Raw genomic sequence first — 16,526 nt, 5'->3', positions numbered from 1 at the left:
GTTACGGTCTGTTTAACAAAAATTGTAATCTTGGTGTGATTCTGGTCACATTAAATGGTAATTCATTACATAGTTAAACGTTTGCTAGCTGAGATCTTGTGGTTCTATGTCTAAATTCCAGCGTACTTTCTTAGCATTTGGCAACAACTCAATAGCAGGTTTGGCACTGGTTAATAACTTTTGCATCAATGAACGATGCTGAGTTTGCAGTAATAGTTGCCAACGGTATTTACCAGCCCGCTTGGCCAAAGGTGAAGGAGTAGGGCCTAACACCATGCAGGAATCATCGAACAGAGGGTGTGACTCTAACGTAAAGCGAACCTGACGCAGGAAGTCTTCAACTACCTCACTTTGGTTCGCCTCTGCTTTAAACAGAGTCAAGAAACTATAAGGCGGAAGCTGAGCCAGTTTGCGTTCTTCCAGAGCAGTCATAGCAAAGTGGCGATAGTCTTTTTGAAGTAGGGCCTGCAGCAAGCTGTGCTCAGGATGGTGGGTTTGTAGGATAACCTCGCCAGGTTTACTTGCGCGGCCGGCACGACCTGCGACTTGAATAAACAACTGCGCTAGTCGCTCGGAAGCGCGGAAGTCACTACTATAGAGAGAGCCATCAACATCCAAAAGAGCAACGAGCGTTACATTTGGAAAATGGTGCCCCTTAGCCAGCATTTGGGTGCCAATCAGAATTTGATGTTCACCTTTACGAATCGATTCAAGGGCATCTTCCAAACTACCTTTGCGACGTGTGCTGTCTCTGTCGATGCGAATGGCGTTGTATTCTGGAAATAACTGAGCCAATTGTTGTTCGAGTTGTTCCGTTCCTACGCCGACGGTAACCAATTGAGTTGAACCACACCCCTGACACTGATGAATTACCGGTTGTTGTGAGCCGCAGTGATGGCAGCGTATTTCGTTGCTGTAATGGTGGAACGTGTAGTACGCATCACAGCGTTTACATTCTGCAATCCAACCGCATTCATGGCACATCAAAGCGGGCGAAAAGCCTCGGCGGTTAAGAAACAACATTACTTGATTGCCAGCTTTTAAATGCTTGCGCATCTCGGCAATCAGTTGGGCAGATAAGCCACTTTCTAAATACTGACCTTTTACATCTAACACTTTATTGGTGGTTGATACGGCAGAGCCAGCTCGTTGGGTTAGTGTTAAATGGTGATACTTGCCTGACAAGGCATTGTGCAATGTCTCCAGTGCAGGTGTGGCTGAGCCTAGAACAATCGGAACTTGTTCTTTATGAGCGCGCATTACAGCAACATCGCGTGCATGATAACGCAAGCTATCTTGCTGTTTGTAAGAGGTGTCATGTTCCTCGTCCACAATGATAATCCCGAGATCAGCAAAAGGCGCGAGTAGGGCAGAGCGTGTGCCGATAATGATTCCGGCCGCTTTGTCGCGTGCAGAAAGCCACGCATTCAGACGCTCCGTCTCGTTTAACCCGGAGTGGATGACGTCAACTGGTACATTAAAACGGTGTTTAAAGCGGTTGATGGTTTGGGGCGTTAGACCGATCTCAGGTACTAAAACTAATGCTTGTTTCCCTTGCTCTAAAACTGGTTTGATAAGGTTTAAGTAAACTTCTGTTTTACCAGAGCCAGTTACTCCCTCTAATAAATAGCAAGCAAAACCTGTTTGGCTATTTACACTCGCAATAGCCAGCGCTTGTTCGTGGTTGAGCTTTGGCTTCTCGACGTCGCATTCAACGTGCTGTCCCCACTGGGTGATTGCAGGCTTCTTCTCGATACGTTCAATCCAGCCTTTATCTTCTAAAGACTTTAGTACTGTTGAGGCGATCTCTTGGTCGACAAATTCCTGGTGAGGCAAAGCGCCGTTTATAAGCATTTGCAAGACCTTCTGTTGTTTGACCGCTCGACGATCAAGCCCTTGCATCAGCTTGTCTTTACCGGATTCGGTAATTTGCCACTCTTGTAGCGTCGCAAAATCTGCAGGCTTTCCTTTACGTAGAGCTGCTGGCATCGCATTGTGTAGCGTATCTCCAAGTGGGTATTGGTAGAACTGGCTGCACCAAGTCAGCAACGAATAAAGCTTTTCAGACCATATCGGCTGAGAATCAAGAACTGCTTTGATTGGCTTGAGTTGATCTTTGGGAAAGTCCGAGTGATTAACCATTGCGGTGACGATGCCGACTAAGGTTTGGCGTCCAAAAGGCACGGAAACGCGTCCACCAATGATCGGAAACAGGTGCCCCGGAATGGCGTAATCAAATTGTTTGTCGAGCGGAACGGGTAATGCCACTCTAGCAATGGTTGGACGCATAAATTCTTAGCTATTAAAAAGAGGGAAAGGAAATGAGAGTCTATTAAAATCGGTATGGAAATTCGAGTAAAGCTATGTGATTCAGCGTGAATCGTGCCTCTATGATTAGTCTGGCTAAAAAAGTGGCGAAAAAGTTGCCAAATGTGTTGATCCGAGCAATGTGATTCTTTACTATATCGCGCCTTGAGATATGGCTTCGGCAATTAGTTGATGCGGTATCCCATTTTATTATTAATTGCGTGTGGTGTGCGGCTTAGATTCGTATAGCGACACGGCCTACTATTGAGGTTATCCCATGAAAGCTGGTATCCACCCAGAATACAAAGCAGTAAAAGCTACTTGTTCTTGCGGCAACTCTTTTGAGTTCAACTCTACTCTAGGTAAAGAGTCTATCCACCTAGACGTATGTGACAAGTGTCACCCATTCTACACTGGTAAGCAACGTATCGTTGATACAGGCGGCCGTGTTGATCGCTTCAACAAGCGTTTCGGTGCACTATCAAGCGGTAAGAAATAATAGCAGCCGCTATTACGATTACAGTTTAGAAAAGGACGCTTCGGCGTCCTTTTTGTTTTAATGGCTACCAAGCGAAGAGGAATGTATGGGGTTTGGAATATTCCCGATTATTTTTCACTCAGCGCTTGCAACCTAAAGTGTGATCTGTATAATGCAGCGCACTGGTTAAGCCAGTTGTGAACCAATGAGCAGTGAGGAGCGAGCAAATCTAAGGATTTGCGAGGTAATGTATACTCAGCTTATGTTCGCGGTTAATACAATTAGCTATCTTTTCTTCGGAAAAACTATCCTCAAAGGTGACTTTGGCATATAGGGATAGTTAATCGAAAATTAACTGACAATGCGTCCTAATCTTGGATGCTACGGTTTCACATAAATCAATCGGCATTCTCTCGTCTTGACGAGTTTGAGTGGCGATATTGTTTGTGTAATTTATTAAATTTGGAGCTCTGTCTCATGCAGAACCAACGTATCCGTATCCGCCTAAAAGCTTTCGATTACAAACTAATCGATGCTTCTACAGCGGAAATCGTTGAAACAGCTAAGCGCACTGGCGCACAGGTTCGTGGTCCAATCCCACTGCCAACTCGTAAAGAGCGTTTCACAGTTCTTATCTCTCCACACGTTAACAAGAAAGCACGTGACCAGTACGAAATCCGTACTCACAAGCGTCTAATCGACATCGTTGAGCCAACAGACAAGACTGTTGATGCTCTAATGCGTCTAGACCTTGCTGCGGGCGTTGACGTTCAAATTAGCCTAGGTTAAGGGAGATTAGAAGTATGATTGGTCTAATCGGTCGTAAAGTGGGCATGACCCGCGTATTTACTGAAGAAGGCGTTTCTATCCCAGTAACAGTTGTTGAGGTTGAAGCTAACCGTGTTTCTCAAGTGAAAACTCTTGAAACTGACGGCTACGCAGCAATCCAGGTTACAGCTGGTTCTAAGAAAGCTAACCGCGTAAACAAAGCTGAAGCAGGTCACTTTGCTAAAGCTGGCGTTGAAGCTGGTCGCGGTCTTTGGGAATTCCGTTTAGAAAACGGCGAAGAGTTCGAAGTTGGTTCAGAACTAACTGTTGAACTATTCAACGAAACTAAGAAAGTAGACGTTACTGGTACATCTAAGGGTAAAGGTTTCCAAGGCGCTGTTAAGCGTTGGAACTTCCGTACTCAAGATATGACTCACGGTAACTCATTGTCTCACCGTGCTCCTGGTTCTATCGGTCAATGTCAGACTCCAGGTCGCGTATTTAAAGGCAAGAAAATGGCAGGTCACATGGGTGCTGAGCGTGTAACGACTCAAAACCTAGAGATCGTACGTGTTGACGCTGAGCGCAACCTGCTTCTTATTAAAGGTGCAGTCCCAGGCGCAACTGGCGGCAACGTGATCGTTAAACCAGCTGTTAAAGCATAACGTCTCAGGAGTAAGTAATGGAACTAATGGTTAAAGGTGCCGATGCACTAACTGTTTCCGAAACTACTTTCGGACGTGAGTTTAACGAAGCTCTTGTACACCAAGTAGTTGTTGCGTACGCAGCAGGTGCTCGTCAAGGTACTCGTGCTCAAAAAACACGTTCAGAAGTTTCTGGCGGTGGCGCTAAGCCATGGCGTCAAAAAGGTACTGGCCGTGCGCGTGCTGGTACAATCCGTAGCCCAATCTGGCGTACAGGTGGTGTTACTTTTGCTGCGAAACCACAAGATCACAGCCAAAAAGTAAACAAAAAAATGTACCGTGGTGCTATGAAGAGCATTCTTTCTGAGCTTGTTCGTCAAGAGCGTCTAATCGTTGTTGATAACTTCTCAGTTGAAGCACCAAAGACTAAAGAGCTAGTTGCTAAGCTTAAAGAGCTTGAGCTAACTGACGCTCTAATCGTGACTAGCGAAGTAGATGAGAATCTATTCCTAGCTGCTCGTAACCTATACAAAGTTGACGCACGTGATGTTGCTGGTATCGATCCAGTATCTCTAATCGCGTTTGACAAAGTTGTAATGACTGCAGAAGCAGTTAAGCAAGTAGAGGAAATGCTAGCATGATCACTGAAGAGCGTATCCTAAAAGTTCTACGTGCACCGCACATCTCTGAAAAAGCAACTATGGCAGCTGAGAAAGCGAACACTATCGTTTTCAAAGTAGCTAAAGATGCGACTAAAAAAGAGATCAAAGCAGCTGTAGAAAAGCTATTTGAAGTTGAAGTTAAGTCTGTAAATACTCTTATCACTAAGGGTAAGACCAAACGTCAAGGTCTACGCCAAGGTCGCCGCAGCGACGTTAAGAAAGCGTACGTTACTTTGAAAGAAGGTCAAGATCTTGACTTCGTTGGCGGCGCGGAATAACAGGAGTAGTTAAAAATGGCTATTGTTAAATGTAAGCCGACTTCCCCTGGTCGTCGTCACGTTGTTAAAGTTGTTAACGCTGACCTACACAAGGGCAAGCCATACGCACCTCTTCTAGAGAAAAACTCTAAGAACGGTGGTCGTAACAACAAGGGTCGTATCACAGTACGTCACATCGGCGGTGGTCACAAGCACCACTACCGTGTAGTTGACTTCAAACGTACTAAAGATGGTATTCCAGCGACAGTTGAGCGTCTTGAATACGATCCAAACCGTAGCGCAAACATTGCTCTAGTTCTTTACAAAGACGGTGAGCGTCGCTACATCCTAGCACCTAAAGGTGTTGTAGCTGGTGATGTTATTCAGTCTGGTGTTGATGCACCAATCAAAGCTGGTAACACTCTACCAATGCGTAATATCCCAGTAGGTTCAACAGTACATAACGTTGAACTTAAGCCTGGTAAAGGTGGTCAGCTAGCTCGTTCGGCTGGTGCTTACGCTCAAATCGTTGCTCGCGACGGTGCGTACGTAACTATCCGTCTACGTTCTGGCGAGATGCGCAAAGTTCTTTCTGAAGGCCGTGCAACAATCGGTGAAGTTGGTAACTCTGAGCACATGCTACGTGAACTTGGTAAAGCAGGTGCATCACGTCATCGCGGTATCCGTCCAACGGTTCGTGGTGTTGTAATGAACCCGATTGACCACCCACATGGTGGTGGTGAAGGTCGTACTTCTGGTGGTCGTCACCCAGTATCTCCTTGGGGTATGCCTACTAAAGGCTTCAAGACTCGTAAGAACAAACGCACTGACAAGTACATCGTACGTCGTCGTAACAAGTAATCTATATAAAGAGGAATCGCCATGCCACGTTCTCTCAAGAAAGGTCCTTTTATTGACCTACACTTGCTGAAGAAGGTAGAGAAAGCGGTGGAAAGCGGAGACAAAAAGCCTATTAAGACTTGGTCCCGTCGTTCAATGATCATCCCTACGATGATCGGTTTGACCATCGCTGTCCATAATGGTCGTCAGCACGTACCAGTATTTGTAACTGATGAAATGATCGGTCACAAACTGGGTGAATTCGCACCAACACGTACTTACCGCGGTCACGCTGCGGATAAGAAAGCTAAGAAGCGCTAAGGAGTAGATAATGGAAGCAATTGCTAAACATAACTTTGCTCGCATTTCGCCTCAGAAAGCTCGCTTAGTTGCGGATCTAATCCGTGGTAAATCTGTTGACCAAGCTCTAGAAATCCTAACGTTCAGCAACAAAAAAGCTGCTGCACTAGTTAAGAAAGTTCTAGAGTCTGCTATCGCTAACGCGGAGCACAACGAAGGTGCAGATATTGACGATCTGAATGTCGCAAAAATCTTTGTAGATGAAGGCCCAACCATGAAGCGTATTATGCCTCGTGCTAAAGGTCGTGCGGATCGTATCTTGAAGCGTTCAAGCCACATCACTGTTGTTGTAGCAGATCGCTAGAGACTAGGAGAGTAAGCAATGGGTCAAAAAGTACATCCAAATGGTATTCGTCTAGGCATCGTTAAGCCTTGGAATGCTACATGGTTTGCTAACACCAAAGATTTCGCTGACAACCTAGACGGCGACTTCAAGGTACGTCAGTTCCTTACAAGTGAACTGAAAAAAGCGTCTCTATCACGTATCGTTATCGAGCGTCCTGCTAAGAGCATCCGTGTGACTATTCACACTGCTCGTCCAGGCGTTGTTATCGGTAAGAAAGGTGAAGACGTTGAGAAGCTACGCGCAGCTGTAGCTAAAATTGCAGGTGTACCAGCGCAAATTAACATCGCTGAAGTACGTAAGCCTGAACTAGATGCGCAACTTGTTGGTGACAGCATCGCGTCTCAGCTAGAGCGTCGTGTTATGTTCCGTCGTGCTATGAAGCGCGCAGTACAAAACGCAATGCGCCTAGGCGCTAAAGGTATCAAAGTGGAAGTAAGCGGTCGTCTAGGCGGCGCTGAAATCGCACGTTCAGAGTGGTACCGTGAAGGCCGTGTGCCTCTACACACTCTACGTGCTGACATTGATTACGCAACTTCTTCGGCTCACACTCAATACGGTGTGATCGGCATTAAAACTTGGATCTTCAAAGGTGAAATCCTAGGTGGTATGCCAGCAGCTAACGCTGTAGAGCCTAAAGGCGACAAGCCTAAGAAGCAGCGTAAAGGCCGTAAGTAAGGAGTCGACAGATGCTACAACCTAAACGTACTAAGTTCCGTAAGGTTCAGACTGGTCGTAACCGTGGTCTAGCTAAAGGTACTGATGTAAGCTTCGGCGAATTCGGTCTTAAAGCTGTTGGCCGTGGTCGTCTAACTGCTCGTCAAATCGAAGCGGCACGTCGTGCAATGACACGTCACGTTAAGCGTCAAGGTAAAATCTGGATCCGTGTGTTCCCAGACAAACCAATCACAGAAAAACCACTTGAAGTTCGTCAAGGTAAGGGTAAAGGTAACGTTGAGTACTGGGTAGCCCAAATCCAACCTGGTAAGGTTATGTACGAAATGGGTGGTGTACCTGAAGAATTGGCACGTGAAGCGTTCCGTCTTGCGGCACGTAAACTGCCTTTCAAAACTACATTTGTAACTAAGCAGGTGATGTGATGAAAGCACAAGATCTACGCGAGAAAAGCGTTGAAGAGCTTAACGCTGAGCTAATGAATTTGCTACGCGAACAGTTCAACTTGCGCATGCAAGCTGCGACTGGTCAACTACAGCAAACTCATACTCTGAAAGCTGTACGCCGTGATATCGCACGTGTGAAAACTGTTTTGACTGAGAAGGCAGGCGCATAATGAGCGAAGTAAAACGTACTCAACAAGGTCGTGTTGTTAGCGACAAGATGGACAAGTCTATCACTGTTGCTATCGAACGTTTCGTAAAACACCCAATCTACGGTAAATACGTAAAACGTACGACTAAAGTACACGCACATGACGAGAACAACGAGTGTGGCCTAGGCGACACAGTTGAAATCGCAGAGTGTCGTCCACTGTCTAAGACTAAGTCTTGGACTTTGGTAAAAGTTCTAGAAAAGGCGAAGATTTAATCTCGTTAATTCTATGAAACTAAAGCGGCTCCAAAATATTTTTGGAGCCGTTTATTTTTTGACTACCCAATCACAAAAAAGGGTGGTACAATTCGCGTCCCTTTTAAAGAGGCAGCCCGACCCGTGATGGGTCTAGTTATTAATATTTAGCGGAGCACTAACATGATCCAAATGCAAAGTATGCTGGACGCAGCTGATAACTCAGGCGCACGCAGCGTAATGTGTATTAAGGTTCTGGGTGGCTCTCACCGCCGTTATGCACATATCGGTGACGTCATCAAAGTTACTGTGAAGGAAGCAATCCCTCGCGGTAAAGTTAAAAAAGGTGATGTTCTGAAGGCGGTGGTAGTGCGCACCCGTAAAGGCGTACGTCGTCCTGACGGTTCTGTCATTCGCTTCGACCGAAATGCTTGCGTATTGCTAAACGACAATACTGAGCAACCAATCGGTACACGTATCTTTGGTCCTGTGACACGCGAACTTCGTGGCGATAAGTTCATGAAGATCGTTTCACTGGCTCCAGAAGTTCTGTAAGGAGCACGTAGAAATGGCAGCTAAAATCCGTCGTAATGACGAAGTAATCGTTCTTGCTGGTAAAGACAAAGGCAAGAAAGGTAAAGTAACTAAGGTTCTAGCAACTGGTAAAGTTATCGTTGAAGGTATCAACCTAGTTAAGAAACATCAGAAACCTGTTCCAGCTATGGGTATCCAAGGCGGTATCGTAGAGCAAGAAGCAGCTATCGACGTTTCTAACGTGGCTATCTTTAACGCAGCTACTGGTAAAGCTGACCGTATCGGTTTCCGTTTTGAAGACGGCAAAAAAGTTCGTTTCTTCAAGTCTAACGGCGAAACCGTTTCTAACTAATAGAAGTAATTTGGAGTTCTACTATGGCGAAACTGCATGATTACTACAAGTCGTCTGTAGTCGCTGAACTGACCAAACAGTTCGGTTACACAAGCGTCATGCAAGTCCCTAGAATCGAGAAAATCACCCTAAACATGGGTGTTGGTGAAGCAATCAACGATAAGAAACTGCTAGAAAATGCAGCGTCTGATATGGCAACGATCTCTGGTCAAAAGCCACTTATCACAAAAGCGCGCAAATCTGTTGCAGGTTTCAAAATCCGTGAAGGCTACCCTATCGGTTGTAAAGTAACCTTGCGTGGCGAACGTATGTGGGATTTTCTTGAGCGTTTAATTAACATCGCTCTTCCACGTGTACGTGACTTCCGTGGTGTTAGCGCTAAGTCTTTTGACGGTCGCGGTAACTACAGCATGGGCGTTCGCGAGCAAATCATCTTCCCGGAAATCGACTTTGATAAAGTTGATCGAGTACGCGGTCTAGACATCACTATTACGACGTCTGCTGGTACTGATGAGGAAGGCCGTGCTCTGCTGGCTGCCTTTAACTTCCCATTCCGTAAGTAAGGTGAAGGGTTACTGTTATGGCTAAAAATTCAATGAAAGCACGTGAAGCAAAACGTGCGAAGCTAGTAGCTAAGTTCGCTGAAAAGCGTGCAGCGCTAAAAGCTATCATCAGCGATGTAAACGCATCTGAAGAAGATCGTTGGAACGCGGTTCTTACACTGCAATCTCTTCCACGTGATTCAAGTGCATCACGTCAGCGCAACCGTTGCAACCAAACTGGTCGTCCACACGGTTACCTACGTAAGTTCGGTCTAAGCCGTATTAAGGTTCGTGAAGCTTGCATGAAAGGCGAGATTCCGGGTCTTCGTAAGGCTAGCTGGTAATTGCCACTTAATCATTTGGAGTAAATCATATGAGCATGCAAGATCCGATTTCGGATATGCTGACCCGCGTTCGTAACGGTCAGGCAGCAAACAAAGTTGCTGTAAAAATGCCTTCTTCAAAGCTTAAAGTTGCAATTGCTGCACTACTAAAAGCTGAAGGTTACATCGTTGACTTCGCTGTTGAAGGCGAAGCAAAACCTGAGCTAGAAGTTACACTTAAGTACTTCCAAGCTAAACCAGTAATCGAGCAACTTAAACGTGTTTCTCGTCCAGGTCTACGTGTTTACAAGAAGAAAGATGAACTTCCTTCTGTAATGGGTGGTCTTGGTATTGCTATCGTTTCTACTTCCAAGGGTCTTATGTCAGACCGCGCTGCACGTAAAGCAGGTCTTGGTGGTGAAATCATCGCTTACGTAGCTTAATAAGGAGTAGACTATGTCTCGTGTTGCAAAAGCACCTGTCGCTATTCCAGCTGGCGTAGAGGTGAAACTAAACGGCCAAGAAATCACTGTAAAAGGTGCGAAAGGCGAACTAACTCGCGTTCTTAACAACGCAGTTGTAATCGCTCAGGAAGAAAATAACCTGACTTTCGGTCCTAAAGAAGGTGTTGCTAACGCATGGGCTCAAGCAGGTACTGCTCGCGCTCTAGTTAACAACATGGTTGTTGGTGTTACTGAAGGCTTTACTAAGAAGCTAACTCTTAAAGGTGTAGGTTACCGTGCTGCTATCAAAGGCAACGCTGTAGGTCTAACACTAGGCTTCTCACACCCAGTTGAGCACGAGTTGCCAGCGGGTATTAAAGCTGAATGTCCAAGCCAAACTGAAATCGTGATCACTGGTGCTGACAAGCAACTAGTTGGTCAAGTTGCGGCTGACATTCGTTCTTACCGTGAGCCTGAGCCATACAAAGGCAAAGGTGTTCGTTACGCAGATGAAAATGTGCGTACTAAAGAAGCTAAGAAGAAGTAAGGTAACACTATGGATAAGAAAGCATCTCGCATCCGTCGTGCTACACGTGCACGTCGTAAGATTGCAGAACTGGGTGCGACTCGCCTAGTTGTACACCGTACTCCTCGTCACGTGTACGCACAGGTTATCGCGGCTAACGGCTCTGAGGTTATCGCAGCAGCTTCTACTGTAGAAAAAGCGATCCGTGAGCAAGTGAAATACACTGGTAACGTTGATGCAGCTAAAGCAGTGGGTAAAGCTATTGCTGAGCGCGCTCTAGAGAAGGGCGTAACTGCAGTTGCATTTGATCGTTCTGGTTTCCAATACCACGGTCGAGTAGCGGCGCTAGCAGAATCTGCTCGCGAAGCTGGTCTGAAATTCTAAGGTAGGGTTGGAAGATGGCTAAAGAACAACAAGTTCAAGCGAATGATTTGCAAGAAAAGCTAATCGCAGTTAACCGTGTTTCTAAAACGGTTAAAGGTGGTCGAATCATGAGCTTCACTGCACTAACAGTAGTTGGTGACGGTAACGGTCGTGTAGGTTTCGGTTACGGCAAAGCTCGTGAAGTACCTGCAGCGATTCAAAAAGCAATGGAAAAAGCGCGTCGTAACATGACTACGATCGCTCTAAACGAAGGCACTCTTCACCACCCAGTGAAAGGTCGCCATTCGGGCTCTAAAGTTTACATGCAGCCTGCTGCAGAAGGTACTGGTGTTATCGCAGGTGGTGCGATGCGTGCAGTACTAGAAGTTGCTGGTGTACACAACGTACTATCTAAAGCGTACGGTTCTACGAACCCTATCAACATCGTTCGTGCAACGATCGATGCACTAGGTAGCATGAAGTCACCAGAAATGGTTGCTGCTAAACGTGGTCTAACTGTTGAATCTATTTCGGAGTAAGAACACCATGGCAACTATTAAAGTAACTCAAACTAAAAGCTCAATTGGTCGTCTGCCAAAGCACAAAGCTACTTTGCGCGGTCTAGGTCTTCGTAAAATCAACCACACAGTAGAACTTGAAGATACTCCGTGTATTCGCGGTATGATCAACAAGGTTTACTACATGGTTAAAGTTGAGGAGTAATCAGAATGCGTTTGAATACTCTAGCACCGGCTGCTGGCGCGAAAACTTCTGCGAAGCGAGTAGGTCGTGGTATCGGTTCAGGCCTAGGTAAAACTGGTGGCCGTGGTCACAAAGGTCAAAAATCACGTTCTGGCGGCAGTGTTCGTCCAGGCTTCGAAGGCGGTCAGATGCCTCTGAAACAACGTCTACCAAAATTCGGTTTCACTTCTCGTAAGAGCCTAGTGTCTGCTGAAGTTCGTCTAGCTGAGCTAGCGAAAGTTTCTGGTGACGTAGTTGATCTAAACAGTCTTAAAGCTGCTAACATCATCACTAAGAACATCGAATTTGTAAAAGTTGTTCTTTCTGGTGAAATCAACAAAGCAGTGACTGTTAAAGGTCTACGTGTGACTAAAGGCGCTAAAGCTGCAATCGAAGCTGCAGGCGGTAAAATCGAGGAATAATCTCGAGGAACGAGGTACAGATGGCTAAGAAACCAGGACAAGATTTTCGTAGTGCTCAGAGCGGCTTAAGTGAACTAAAGTCGCGCTTGTTATTCGTAATTGGTGCACTTTTAGTATTCCGAGCCGGCTCTTTTGTGCCGATTCCTGGTATTGACGCTGCTGTACTTGCCGATTTGTTCGAACAGCAAAAAGGTACCATCGTTGAAATGTTTAACATGTTCTCCGGTGGTGCTCTTGAGCGTGCATCTATATTAGCATTGGGCATCATGCCGTATATTTCGGCATCTATTGTTGTCCAATTGCTAACTGTAGTTCATCCAGCGTTAGCTGAACTCAAAAAAGAGGGTGAAGCAGGCCGTCGTAAGATAAGCCAATACACACGCTACGGCACGCTTGTACTTGCAACCTTCCAAGCTATAGGTATTGCAACTGGCCTACCAAACATGGTCGACAATCTGGTTGTTATCAACCAAACCATGTTTACGCTAATTGCTACCGTAAGTTTAGTAACCGGTACCATGTTCTTGATGTGGTTAGGTGAACAAATTACAGAGCGCGGAATTGGTAACGGTATTTCGATACTGATTTTTGCAGGTATTGTTGCTGGATTGCCTTCTGCAATCGGTCAAACAATCGAGCAAGCGCGTCAAGGTGAATTGCATGTACTTCTTCTGTTGCTAATCGCGGTATTAGCTTTCGCAGTAATTTACTTCGTTGTTTTCATGGAACGTGGTCAACGCCGAATCGTCGTTAACTATGCGAAACGTCAACAGGGTCGTAAAGTGTTTGCTGCGCAAAGCTCGCACTTGCCTCTTAAAATTAACATGGCAGGTGTAATTCCAGCGATTTTTGCATCAAGTATTATCTTGTTCCCAGGAACATTGGCTCAGTGGTTTGGTCAAAACGGTGAGAGCAGCGCGTTCGGTTGGTTAACTGACGTGTCTTTGGCTCTTAGCCCTGGTCAACCGTTGTATGTAATGCTTTATGCAGCAGCAATTATCTTCTTCTGTTTCTTCTACACGGCGTTGGTTTTCAACCCGCGTGAAACAGCAGATAACTTGAAGAAGTCTGGTGCATTCGTACCCGGTATCCGCCCAGGTGAGCAGACAGCGAAATACATTGATAAAGTAATGACACGTTTAACCCTTGCTGGTGCACTGTACATTACCTTTATCTGTCTGATTCCCGAGTTCATGATGGTCGCGTGGAACGTACGTTTCTACTTCGGCGGTACATCGCTACTAATCGTAGTTGTTGTAATTATGGACTTTATGGCACAGGTACAGACTCATCTGATGTCTCAACAGTATGATTCTGTGTTGAAGAAAGCGAATCTGAAAGGCTACGGCCGTTAATCCGGCGGTAGACTCAGTTTCATTTACGGAGTTTAGCAATGAAAGTTCGTGCTTCCGTTAAAAAAATCTGCCGTAACTGTAAAGTAATCAAGCGTAACGGTGTCGTTCGCGTGATTTGCAGTGAGCCAAAGCACAAACAGCGCCAAGGCTAATTAGCAGAAATTTTTACTTGAAAATGAAGGTTGGGTCGAGTATATTCCTCGGCCTACCTTTTGCGTGCAAAAGAAGTAGTATTCCGCAGCGTATCCATAACGGGCTTTGCTGCGGCTAATTCTTTTATAGAAACACTTAGGAGTGAATAATGGCCCGTATAGCAGGCATTAACATTCCTGATCAGAAACATGCAGTAATCGCTCTAACAGCGATCTACGGCATCGGTAAAACTCGCTCTCAAGCTATCCTAGCTGAAGTGGGTATTGCTGAAAATGTTAAGATCAGTGAACTAACTGAAGAGCAGATCGATCAACTGCGTGATGGTGTAGCTAAGTACACTGTAGAAGGTGATCTACGTCGTGAAGTATCTATGAACATCAAGCGTCTTATGGACCTTGGCTGTTACCGTGGTCTTCGTCATCGTCGCAGTCTACCACTACGTGGACAGCGTACTAAAACCAACGCTCGCACCCGTAAGGGTCCGCGTAAGCCGATCAAGAAATAATCGGGAAGGTAGAGTACAATGGCTAAACAACCAACTCGCGCTCGTAAGCGCGTACGCAAGCAAGTTGCAGATGGCGTTGCGCACATCCATGCTTCTTTCAATAACACAATCGTAACCATTACTGACCGTCAAGGTAACGCTCTTGCATGGGCTACTGCAGGTGGTTCTGGTTTCCGTGGTTCTCGTAAGTCTACTCCGTTCGCTGCACAGGTTGCTGCTGAGCGTTGTGCTGAAATGGCTAAAGAATACGGCCTAAAGAACTTGGAAGTTATGGTTAAGGGTCCTGGTCCAGGTCGCGAATCTACTGTTCGTGCACTAAACGCCGCTGGTTTCCGCATCACAAACATCGTTGATGCTACACCAATCCCTCATAACGGTTGTCGTCCACCTAAGAAACGTCGCGTATAACGTTTCTAGGACAATTGGAGAAGAATCATGGCAAGATATTTGGGTCCTAAGCTGAAGCTTAGCCGTCGTGAAGGCACTGACTTATTCCTTAAGTCTGGTGTTCGCGCGATCGATACCAAGTGTAAAATTGATAACGCACCAGGTGTACACGGCGCTCGTCGCGGTCGTCTATCTGAGTATGGCGTTCAGCTTCGTGAGAAGCAAAAAGTACGTCGTATGTACGGCGTTCTAGAAAAACAATTCCGTAACTACTACAAAGAAGCTGCTCGCCTAAAAGGCAACACTGGTGAAAACCTACTTCAGCTTCTTGAAGGTCGTCTTGATAACGTAGTTTACCGCATGGGCTTTGGCGCAACTCGCGCAGAAGCACGTCAGCTAGTTAGCCACAAAGCTATCCTAGTAAACGGTAAAGTTGTAAACGTTCCTTCTTTCAAAGTAGCGGCTAATGACGTTGTTTCTATTCGCGAGAAAGCTAAACAGCAAGCTCGTATCAAAGCAGCTCTAGAAGTTGCTGAACAACGTGAAAAACCAACTTGGATTGAAGTAGATGGTGGCAAGATGGAAGGTACATTCAAGCGTATGCCTGAGCGTTCTGATCTATCAGCTGACATCAACGAACAATTGATCGTCGAGCTTTACTCTAAGTAAGGTTTAAACTAAAGAGAGGACACAATGCAGGGTTCTGTAACAGAATTTCTTAAGCCACGTCTAGTTGACATCGAACAAATCAGCTCGACTCACGCAAAAGTAACTCTTGAGCCATTAGAGCGTGGCTTTGGTCATACTCTGGGTAATGCACTTCGCCGCATCCTTCTATCTTCTATGCCAGGTTGTGCTGTAACAGAAGTAGAAATTGAAGGCGTACTTCATGAGTACAGCACGAAAGAAGGCGTTCAAGAAGATATTCTTGAAATTCTTCTAAACCTTAAAGGTTTGGCTGTGCGCGTTGCCGAAGGCAAAGATGAAGTGTTCATTACTTTGAACAAATCAGGCTCGGGCCCTGTGGTTGCAGGTGACATCACCCATGATGGTGATGTAGAGATCGCTAACCCTGAACACGTAATTTGTCACCTGACGGATGACAACGCTGAGATCGCAATGCGTATCAAAGTTGAACGTGGTCGTGGTTATGTTCCAGCTTCTGCGCGTATCCATAACGAAGAAGACGAGCGTCCTATCGGTCGCCTACTAGTAGATGCTACTTACAGCCCAGTAGACAAAATTGCCTACGCTGTAGAAGCAGCTCGTGTAGAACAGCGTACTGATCTAGACAAGCTTGTTATCGATATGGAAACAAACGGTACTCTAGAACCTGAGGAAGCAATCCGTCGTGCAGCTACAATCCTAGCTGAACAATTGGATGCATTCGTAGATCTTCGTGATGTACGAGTTCCTGAGGAGAAGGAAGAGAAGCCAGAATTCGATCCGATCCTACTGCGTCCTGTAGACGATCTTGAACTAACAGTTCGCTCTGCTAACTGTCTGAAAGCAGAAGCGATTCACTACATCGGTGATCTAGTACAACGTACTGAGGTTGAGCTACTTAAAACGCCTAACCTTGGTAAAAAATCTCTTACTGAGATTAAAGACGTACTTGCGTCACGTGGTCTGTCTCTGGGCATGCGCCTAGAAAACTGGCCACCTGCATCAATCGCTGAAGATTAATCGATACTAGT

The 16,526-nt window shown here is 45.8% G+C and carries 29 protein-coding genes; 28 read left to right on the top strand and 1 reads right to left on the bottom strand.

Annotated elements, in window-relative coordinates:
* Positions 1–84: 84 nt before the first annotated feature.
* Positions 85–2,289, bottom strand: coding sequence for a primosomal protein N' (gene priA, locus R7Z49_RS08000; protein ID WP_318111521.1), 2,205 nt, complete (start codon positions 2,287–2,289; stop codon positions 85–87).
* Between the two features lie 295 nt (positions 2,290–2,584).
* Here priA and rpmE point away from each other — a divergent pair, with 295 nt between their 5' ends.
* The 28 genes from rpmE (at position 2,585) to R7Z49_RS07860 (ending at position 16,515) form a co-directional block, all read left to right on the top strand.
* A complete protein-coding gene (rpmE, locus tag R7Z49_RS07995) occupies positions 2,585–2,806 on the top strand; it encodes a 50S ribosomal protein L31 (protein WP_005379546.1) in 222 nt (73 codons plus the stop codon).
* A gap of 456 nt (positions 2,807–3,262) precedes the next feature.
* Entirely contained in the window at positions 3,263–3,574 is a 312-nt protein-coding gene (gene rpsJ, locus R7Z49_RS07990) for a 30S ribosomal protein S10 (RefSeq protein WP_004410492.1), read from the top strand.
* Between the two features lie 14 nt (positions 3,575–3,588).
* Positions 3,589–4,218 (top strand): 50S ribosomal protein L3, encoded by a 630-nt coding sequence (rplC, locus tag R7Z49_RS07985; protein WP_005379555.1) that lies wholly within the window; start codon positions 3,589–3,591, stop codon positions 4,216–4,218.
* Between the two features lie 17 nt (positions 4,219–4,235).
* Positions 4,236–4,838 (top strand): 50S ribosomal protein L4, encoded by a 603-nt coding sequence (gene rplD / locus R7Z49_RS07980; protein ID WP_005379556.1) that lies wholly within the window; start codon positions 4,236–4,238, stop codon positions 4,836–4,838.
* Positions 4,835–5,137 carry a 50S ribosomal protein L23 gene (gene rplW, locus R7Z49_RS07975; protein WP_004398471.1) on the top strand — a complete coding sequence of 101 codons (303 nt, stop codon included), beginning with the start codon at positions 4,835–4,837 and terminating at the stop codon, positions 5,135–5,137. The genes rplD and rplW overlap by 4 nt, the downstream gene beginning before the upstream one ends.
* Positions 5,138–5,152: 15 nt before the next feature.
* Positions 5,153–5,977: a 50S ribosomal protein L2 gene (gene rplB, locus R7Z49_RS07970; protein WP_005383168.1), complete on the top strand. Its 825-nt coding sequence runs from the start codon at positions 5,153–5,155 to the stop codon at positions 5,975–5,977.
* Positions 5,978–5,998: 21 nt separating this feature from the next.
* Positions 5,999–6,277, top strand: a complete 279-nt coding sequence (rpsS, locus tag R7Z49_RS07965) for a 30S ribosomal protein S19 (protein ID WP_004394525.1) — start codon at positions 5,999–6,001, stop codon at positions 6,275–6,277.
* Between the two features lie 10 nt (positions 6,278–6,287).
* The gene (gene rplV / locus R7Z49_RS07960) at positions 6,288–6,620 is read left to right on the top strand and encodes a 50S ribosomal protein L22 (RefSeq protein WP_005383164.1); all 333 of its coding nucleotides are present in this window, start codon (positions 6,288–6,290) and stop codon (positions 6,618–6,620) included.
* Between the two features lie 18 nt (positions 6,621–6,638).
* A complete protein-coding gene (rpsC, locus tag R7Z49_RS07955) occupies positions 6,639–7,337 on the top strand; it encodes a 30S ribosomal protein S3 (protein ID WP_005383161.1) in 699 nt (232 codons plus the stop codon).
* Positions 7,338–7,348: 11 nt separating this feature from the next.
* Positions 7,349–7,759, top strand: a complete 411-nt coding sequence (gene rplP / locus R7Z49_RS07950; RefSeq protein ID WP_005379577.1) for a 50S ribosomal protein L16 — start codon at positions 7,349–7,351, stop codon at positions 7,757–7,759.
* Positions 7,759–7,950, top strand: a complete 192-nt coding sequence (rpmC, locus tag R7Z49_RS07945) for a 50S ribosomal protein L29 (protein WP_005379576.1) — start codon at positions 7,759–7,761, stop codon at positions 7,948–7,950. Before rplP ends, rpmC begins: the two co-directional genes overlap by 1 nt.
* On the top strand, positions 7,950–8,204 hold the full coding sequence (gene rpsQ, locus R7Z49_RS07940) for a 30S ribosomal protein S17 (protein WP_005379575.1): 255 nt from the start codon (positions 7,950–7,952) through the stop codon (positions 8,202–8,204). Before rpmC ends, rpsQ begins: the two co-directional genes overlap by 1 nt.
* Before the next feature lie 162 nt (positions 8,205–8,366).
* The gene (gene rplN, locus R7Z49_RS07935; RefSeq protein WP_004410450.1) at positions 8,367–8,738 is read left to right on the top strand and encodes a 50S ribosomal protein L14; all 372 of its coding nucleotides are present in this window, start codon (positions 8,367–8,369) and stop codon (positions 8,736–8,738) included.
* A 13-nt stretch (positions 8,739–8,751) separates the two neighbouring features.
* On the top strand, positions 8,752–9,069 hold the full coding sequence (rplX, locus tag R7Z49_RS07930) for a 50S ribosomal protein L24 (protein WP_005379574.1): 318 nt from the start codon (positions 8,752–8,754) through the stop codon (positions 9,067–9,069).
* A 23-nt stretch (positions 9,070–9,092) separates the two neighbouring features.
* Positions 9,093–9,632, top strand: a complete 540-nt coding sequence (gene rplE / locus R7Z49_RS07925) for a 50S ribosomal protein L5 (protein ID WP_005379573.1) — start codon at positions 9,093–9,095, stop codon at positions 9,630–9,632.
* Between the two features lie 17 nt (positions 9,633–9,649).
* On the top strand, positions 9,650–9,955 hold the full coding sequence (gene rpsN, locus R7Z49_RS07920) for a 30S ribosomal protein S14 (RefSeq protein ID WP_004410442.1): 306 nt from the start codon (positions 9,650–9,652) through the stop codon (positions 9,953–9,955).
* 29 nt (positions 9,956–9,984) lie between these two features.
* Positions 9,985–10,377: a 30S ribosomal protein S8 gene (rpsH, locus tag R7Z49_RS07915; protein WP_005379572.1), complete on the top strand. Its 393-nt coding sequence runs from the start codon at positions 9,985–9,987 to the stop codon at positions 10,375–10,377.
* 13 nt (positions 10,378–10,390) lie between these two features.
* Complete coding sequence (gene rplF, locus R7Z49_RS07910) at positions 10,391–10,924, top strand: 50S ribosomal protein L6 (RefSeq protein ID WP_005379570.1); 534 nt, start codon at positions 10,391–10,393, stop codon at positions 10,922–10,924.
* Between the two features lie 9 nt (positions 10,925–10,933).
* On the top strand, positions 10,934–11,287 hold the full coding sequence (gene rplR, locus R7Z49_RS07905) for a 50S ribosomal protein L18 (RefSeq protein WP_005379568.1): 354 nt from the start codon (positions 10,934–10,936) through the stop codon (positions 11,285–11,287).
* A 14-nt stretch (positions 11,288–11,301) separates the two neighbouring features.
* Positions 11,302–11,805, top strand: coding sequence for a 30S ribosomal protein S5 (rpsE, locus tag R7Z49_RS07900; RefSeq protein ID WP_004745894.1), 504 nt, complete (start codon positions 11,302–11,304; stop codon positions 11,803–11,805).
* 7 nt (positions 11,806–11,812) lie between these two features.
* A complete protein-coding gene (rpmD, locus tag R7Z49_RS07895; RefSeq protein WP_005379565.1) occupies positions 11,813–11,989 on the top strand; it encodes a 50S ribosomal protein L30 in 177 nt (58 codons plus the stop codon).
* 5 nt (positions 11,990–11,994) lie between these two features.
* Positions 11,995–12,429, top strand: coding sequence for a 50S ribosomal protein L15 (gene rplO / locus R7Z49_RS07890; RefSeq protein ID WP_005383155.1), 435 nt, complete (start codon positions 11,995–11,997; stop codon positions 12,427–12,429).
* A gap of 20 nt (positions 12,430–12,449) precedes the next feature.
* Positions 12,450–13,784 (top strand): preprotein translocase subunit SecY, encoded by a 1,335-nt coding sequence (gene secY / locus R7Z49_RS07885; RefSeq protein WP_005379562.1) that lies wholly within the window; start codon positions 12,450–12,452, stop codon positions 13,782–13,784.
* Positions 13,785–13,822: 38 nt separating this feature from the next.
* Positions 13,823–13,936, top strand: a complete 114-nt coding sequence (gene rpmJ / locus R7Z49_RS07880; RefSeq protein ID WP_000868186.1) for a 50S ribosomal protein L36 — start codon at positions 13,823–13,825, stop codon at positions 13,934–13,936.
* A 149-nt stretch (positions 13,937–14,085) separates the two neighbouring features.
* Positions 14,086–14,442 (top strand): 30S ribosomal protein S13, encoded by a 357-nt coding sequence (gene rpsM / locus R7Z49_RS07875; protein ID WP_005383154.1) that lies wholly within the window; start codon positions 14,086–14,088, stop codon positions 14,440–14,442.
* Between the two features lie 18 nt (positions 14,443–14,460).
* Positions 14,461–14,850: a 30S ribosomal protein S11 gene (gene rpsK, locus R7Z49_RS07870; RefSeq protein ID WP_001118870.1), complete on the top strand. Its 390-nt coding sequence runs from the start codon at positions 14,461–14,463 to the stop codon at positions 14,848–14,850.
* A 27-nt stretch (positions 14,851–14,877) separates the two neighbouring features.
* Positions 14,878–15,498, top strand: coding sequence for a 30S ribosomal protein S4 (rpsD, locus tag R7Z49_RS07865; protein ID WP_005383146.1), 621 nt, complete (start codon positions 14,878–14,880; stop codon positions 15,496–15,498).
* 24 nt (positions 15,499–15,522) lie between these two features.
* Entirely contained in the window at positions 15,523–16,515 is a 993-nt protein-coding gene (locus R7Z49_RS07860; protein WP_005383143.1) for a DNA-directed RNA polymerase subunit alpha, read from the top strand.
* Positions 16,516–16,526: the final 11 nt, after the last annotated feature.

Source organism: Vibrio sp. 1562, from assembly GCF_033340155.1.
GTDB lineage: Bacteria > Pseudomonadota > Gammaproteobacteria > Enterobacterales > Vibrionaceae > Vibrio > Vibrio alginolyticus.
This window is presented reverse-complemented; position numbering and strand designations above follow the sequence as displayed.

Bases quoted from the DNA above. Each gene is read 5' to 3' on its own strand.
- priA (WP_318111521.1), bottom strand. From the start codon at position 2,289: ATGCGTCCAACCATTGCTAGAGTGGCATTACCCGTTCCGCTCGACAAA.
- rpmE (WP_005379546.1), top strand. From the start codon at position 2,585: ATGAAAGCTGGTATCCACCCAGAATACAAAGCAGTAAAAGCTACTTGT.
- rpsJ (WP_004410492.1), top strand. From the start codon at position 3,263: ATGCAGAACCAACGTATCCGTATCCGCCTAAAAGCTTTCGATTACAAA.
- rplC (WP_005379555.1), top strand. From the start codon at position 3,589: ATGATTGGTCTAATCGGTCGTAAAGTGGGCATGACCCGCGTATTTACT.
- rplD (WP_005379556.1), top strand. From the start codon at position 4,236: ATGGAACTAATGGTTAAAGGTGCCGATGCACTAACTGTTTCCGAAACT.
- rplW (WP_004398471.1), top strand. From the start codon at position 4,835: ATGATCACTGAAGAGCGTATCCTAAAAGTTCTACGTGCACCGCACATC.
- rplB (WP_005383168.1), top strand. From the start codon at position 5,153: ATGGCTATTGTTAAATGTAAGCCGACTTCCCCTGGTCGTCGTCACGTT.
- rpsS (WP_004394525.1), top strand. From the start codon at position 5,999: ATGCCACGTTCTCTCAAGAAAGGTCCTTTTATTGACCTACACTTGCTG.
- rplV (WP_005383164.1), top strand. From the start codon at position 6,288: ATGGAAGCAATTGCTAAACATAACTTTGCTCGCATTTCGCCTCAGAAA.
- rpsC (WP_005383161.1), top strand. From the start codon at position 6,639: ATGGGTCAAAAAGTACATCCAAATGGTATTCGTCTAGGCATCGTTAAG.
- rplP (WP_005379577.1), top strand. From the start codon at position 7,349: ATGCTACAACCTAAACGTACTAAGTTCCGTAAGGTTCAGACTGGTCGT.
- rpmC (WP_005379576.1), top strand. From the start codon at position 7,759: ATGAAAGCACAAGATCTACGCGAGAAAAGCGTTGAAGAGCTTAACGCT.
- rpsQ (WP_005379575.1), top strand. From the start codon at position 7,950: ATGAGCGAAGTAAAACGTACTCAACAAGGTCGTGTTGTTAGCGACAAG.
- rplN (WP_004410450.1), top strand. From the start codon at position 8,367: ATGATCCAAATGCAAAGTATGCTGGACGCAGCTGATAACTCAGGCGCA.
- rplX (WP_005379574.1), top strand. From the start codon at position 8,752: ATGGCAGCTAAAATCCGTCGTAATGACGAAGTAATCGTTCTTGCTGGT.
- rplE (WP_005379573.1), top strand. From the start codon at position 9,093: ATGGCGAAACTGCATGATTACTACAAGTCGTCTGTAGTCGCTGAACTG.
- rpsN (WP_004410442.1), top strand. From the start codon at position 9,650: ATGGCTAAAAATTCAATGAAAGCACGTGAAGCAAAACGTGCGAAGCTA.
- rpsH (WP_005379572.1), top strand. From the start codon at position 9,985: ATGAGCATGCAAGATCCGATTTCGGATATGCTGACCCGCGTTCGTAAC.
- rplF (WP_005379570.1), top strand. From the start codon at position 10,391: ATGTCTCGTGTTGCAAAAGCACCTGTCGCTATTCCAGCTGGCGTAGAG.
- rplR (WP_005379568.1), top strand. From the start codon at position 10,934: ATGGATAAGAAAGCATCTCGCATCCGTCGTGCTACACGTGCACGTCGT.
- rpsE (WP_004745894.1), top strand. From the start codon at position 11,302: ATGGCTAAAGAACAACAAGTTCAAGCGAATGATTTGCAAGAAAAGCTA.
- rpmD (WP_005379565.1), top strand. From the start codon at position 11,813: ATGGCAACTATTAAAGTAACTCAAACTAAAAGCTCAATTGGTCGTCTG.
- rplO (WP_005383155.1), top strand. From the start codon at position 11,995: ATGCGTTTGAATACTCTAGCACCGGCTGCTGGCGCGAAAACTTCTGCG.
- secY (WP_005379562.1), top strand. From the start codon at position 12,450: ATGGCTAAGAAACCAGGACAAGATTTTCGTAGTGCTCAGAGCGGCTTA.
- rpmJ (WP_000868186.1), top strand. From the start codon at position 13,823: ATGAAAGTTCGTGCTTCCGTTAAAAAAATCTGCCGTAACTGTAAAGTA.
- rpsM (WP_005383154.1), top strand. From the start codon at position 14,086: ATGGCCCGTATAGCAGGCATTAACATTCCTGATCAGAAACATGCAGTA.
- rpsK (WP_001118870.1), top strand. From the start codon at position 14,461: ATGGCTAAACAACCAACTCGCGCTCGTAAGCGCGTACGCAAGCAAGTT.
- rpsD (WP_005383146.1), top strand. From the start codon at position 14,878: ATGGCAAGATATTTGGGTCCTAAGCTGAAGCTTAGCCGTCGTGAAGGC.
- R7Z49_RS07860 (WP_005383143.1), top strand. From the start codon at position 15,523: ATGCAGGGTTCTGTAACAGAATTTCTTAAGCCACGTCTAGTTGACATC.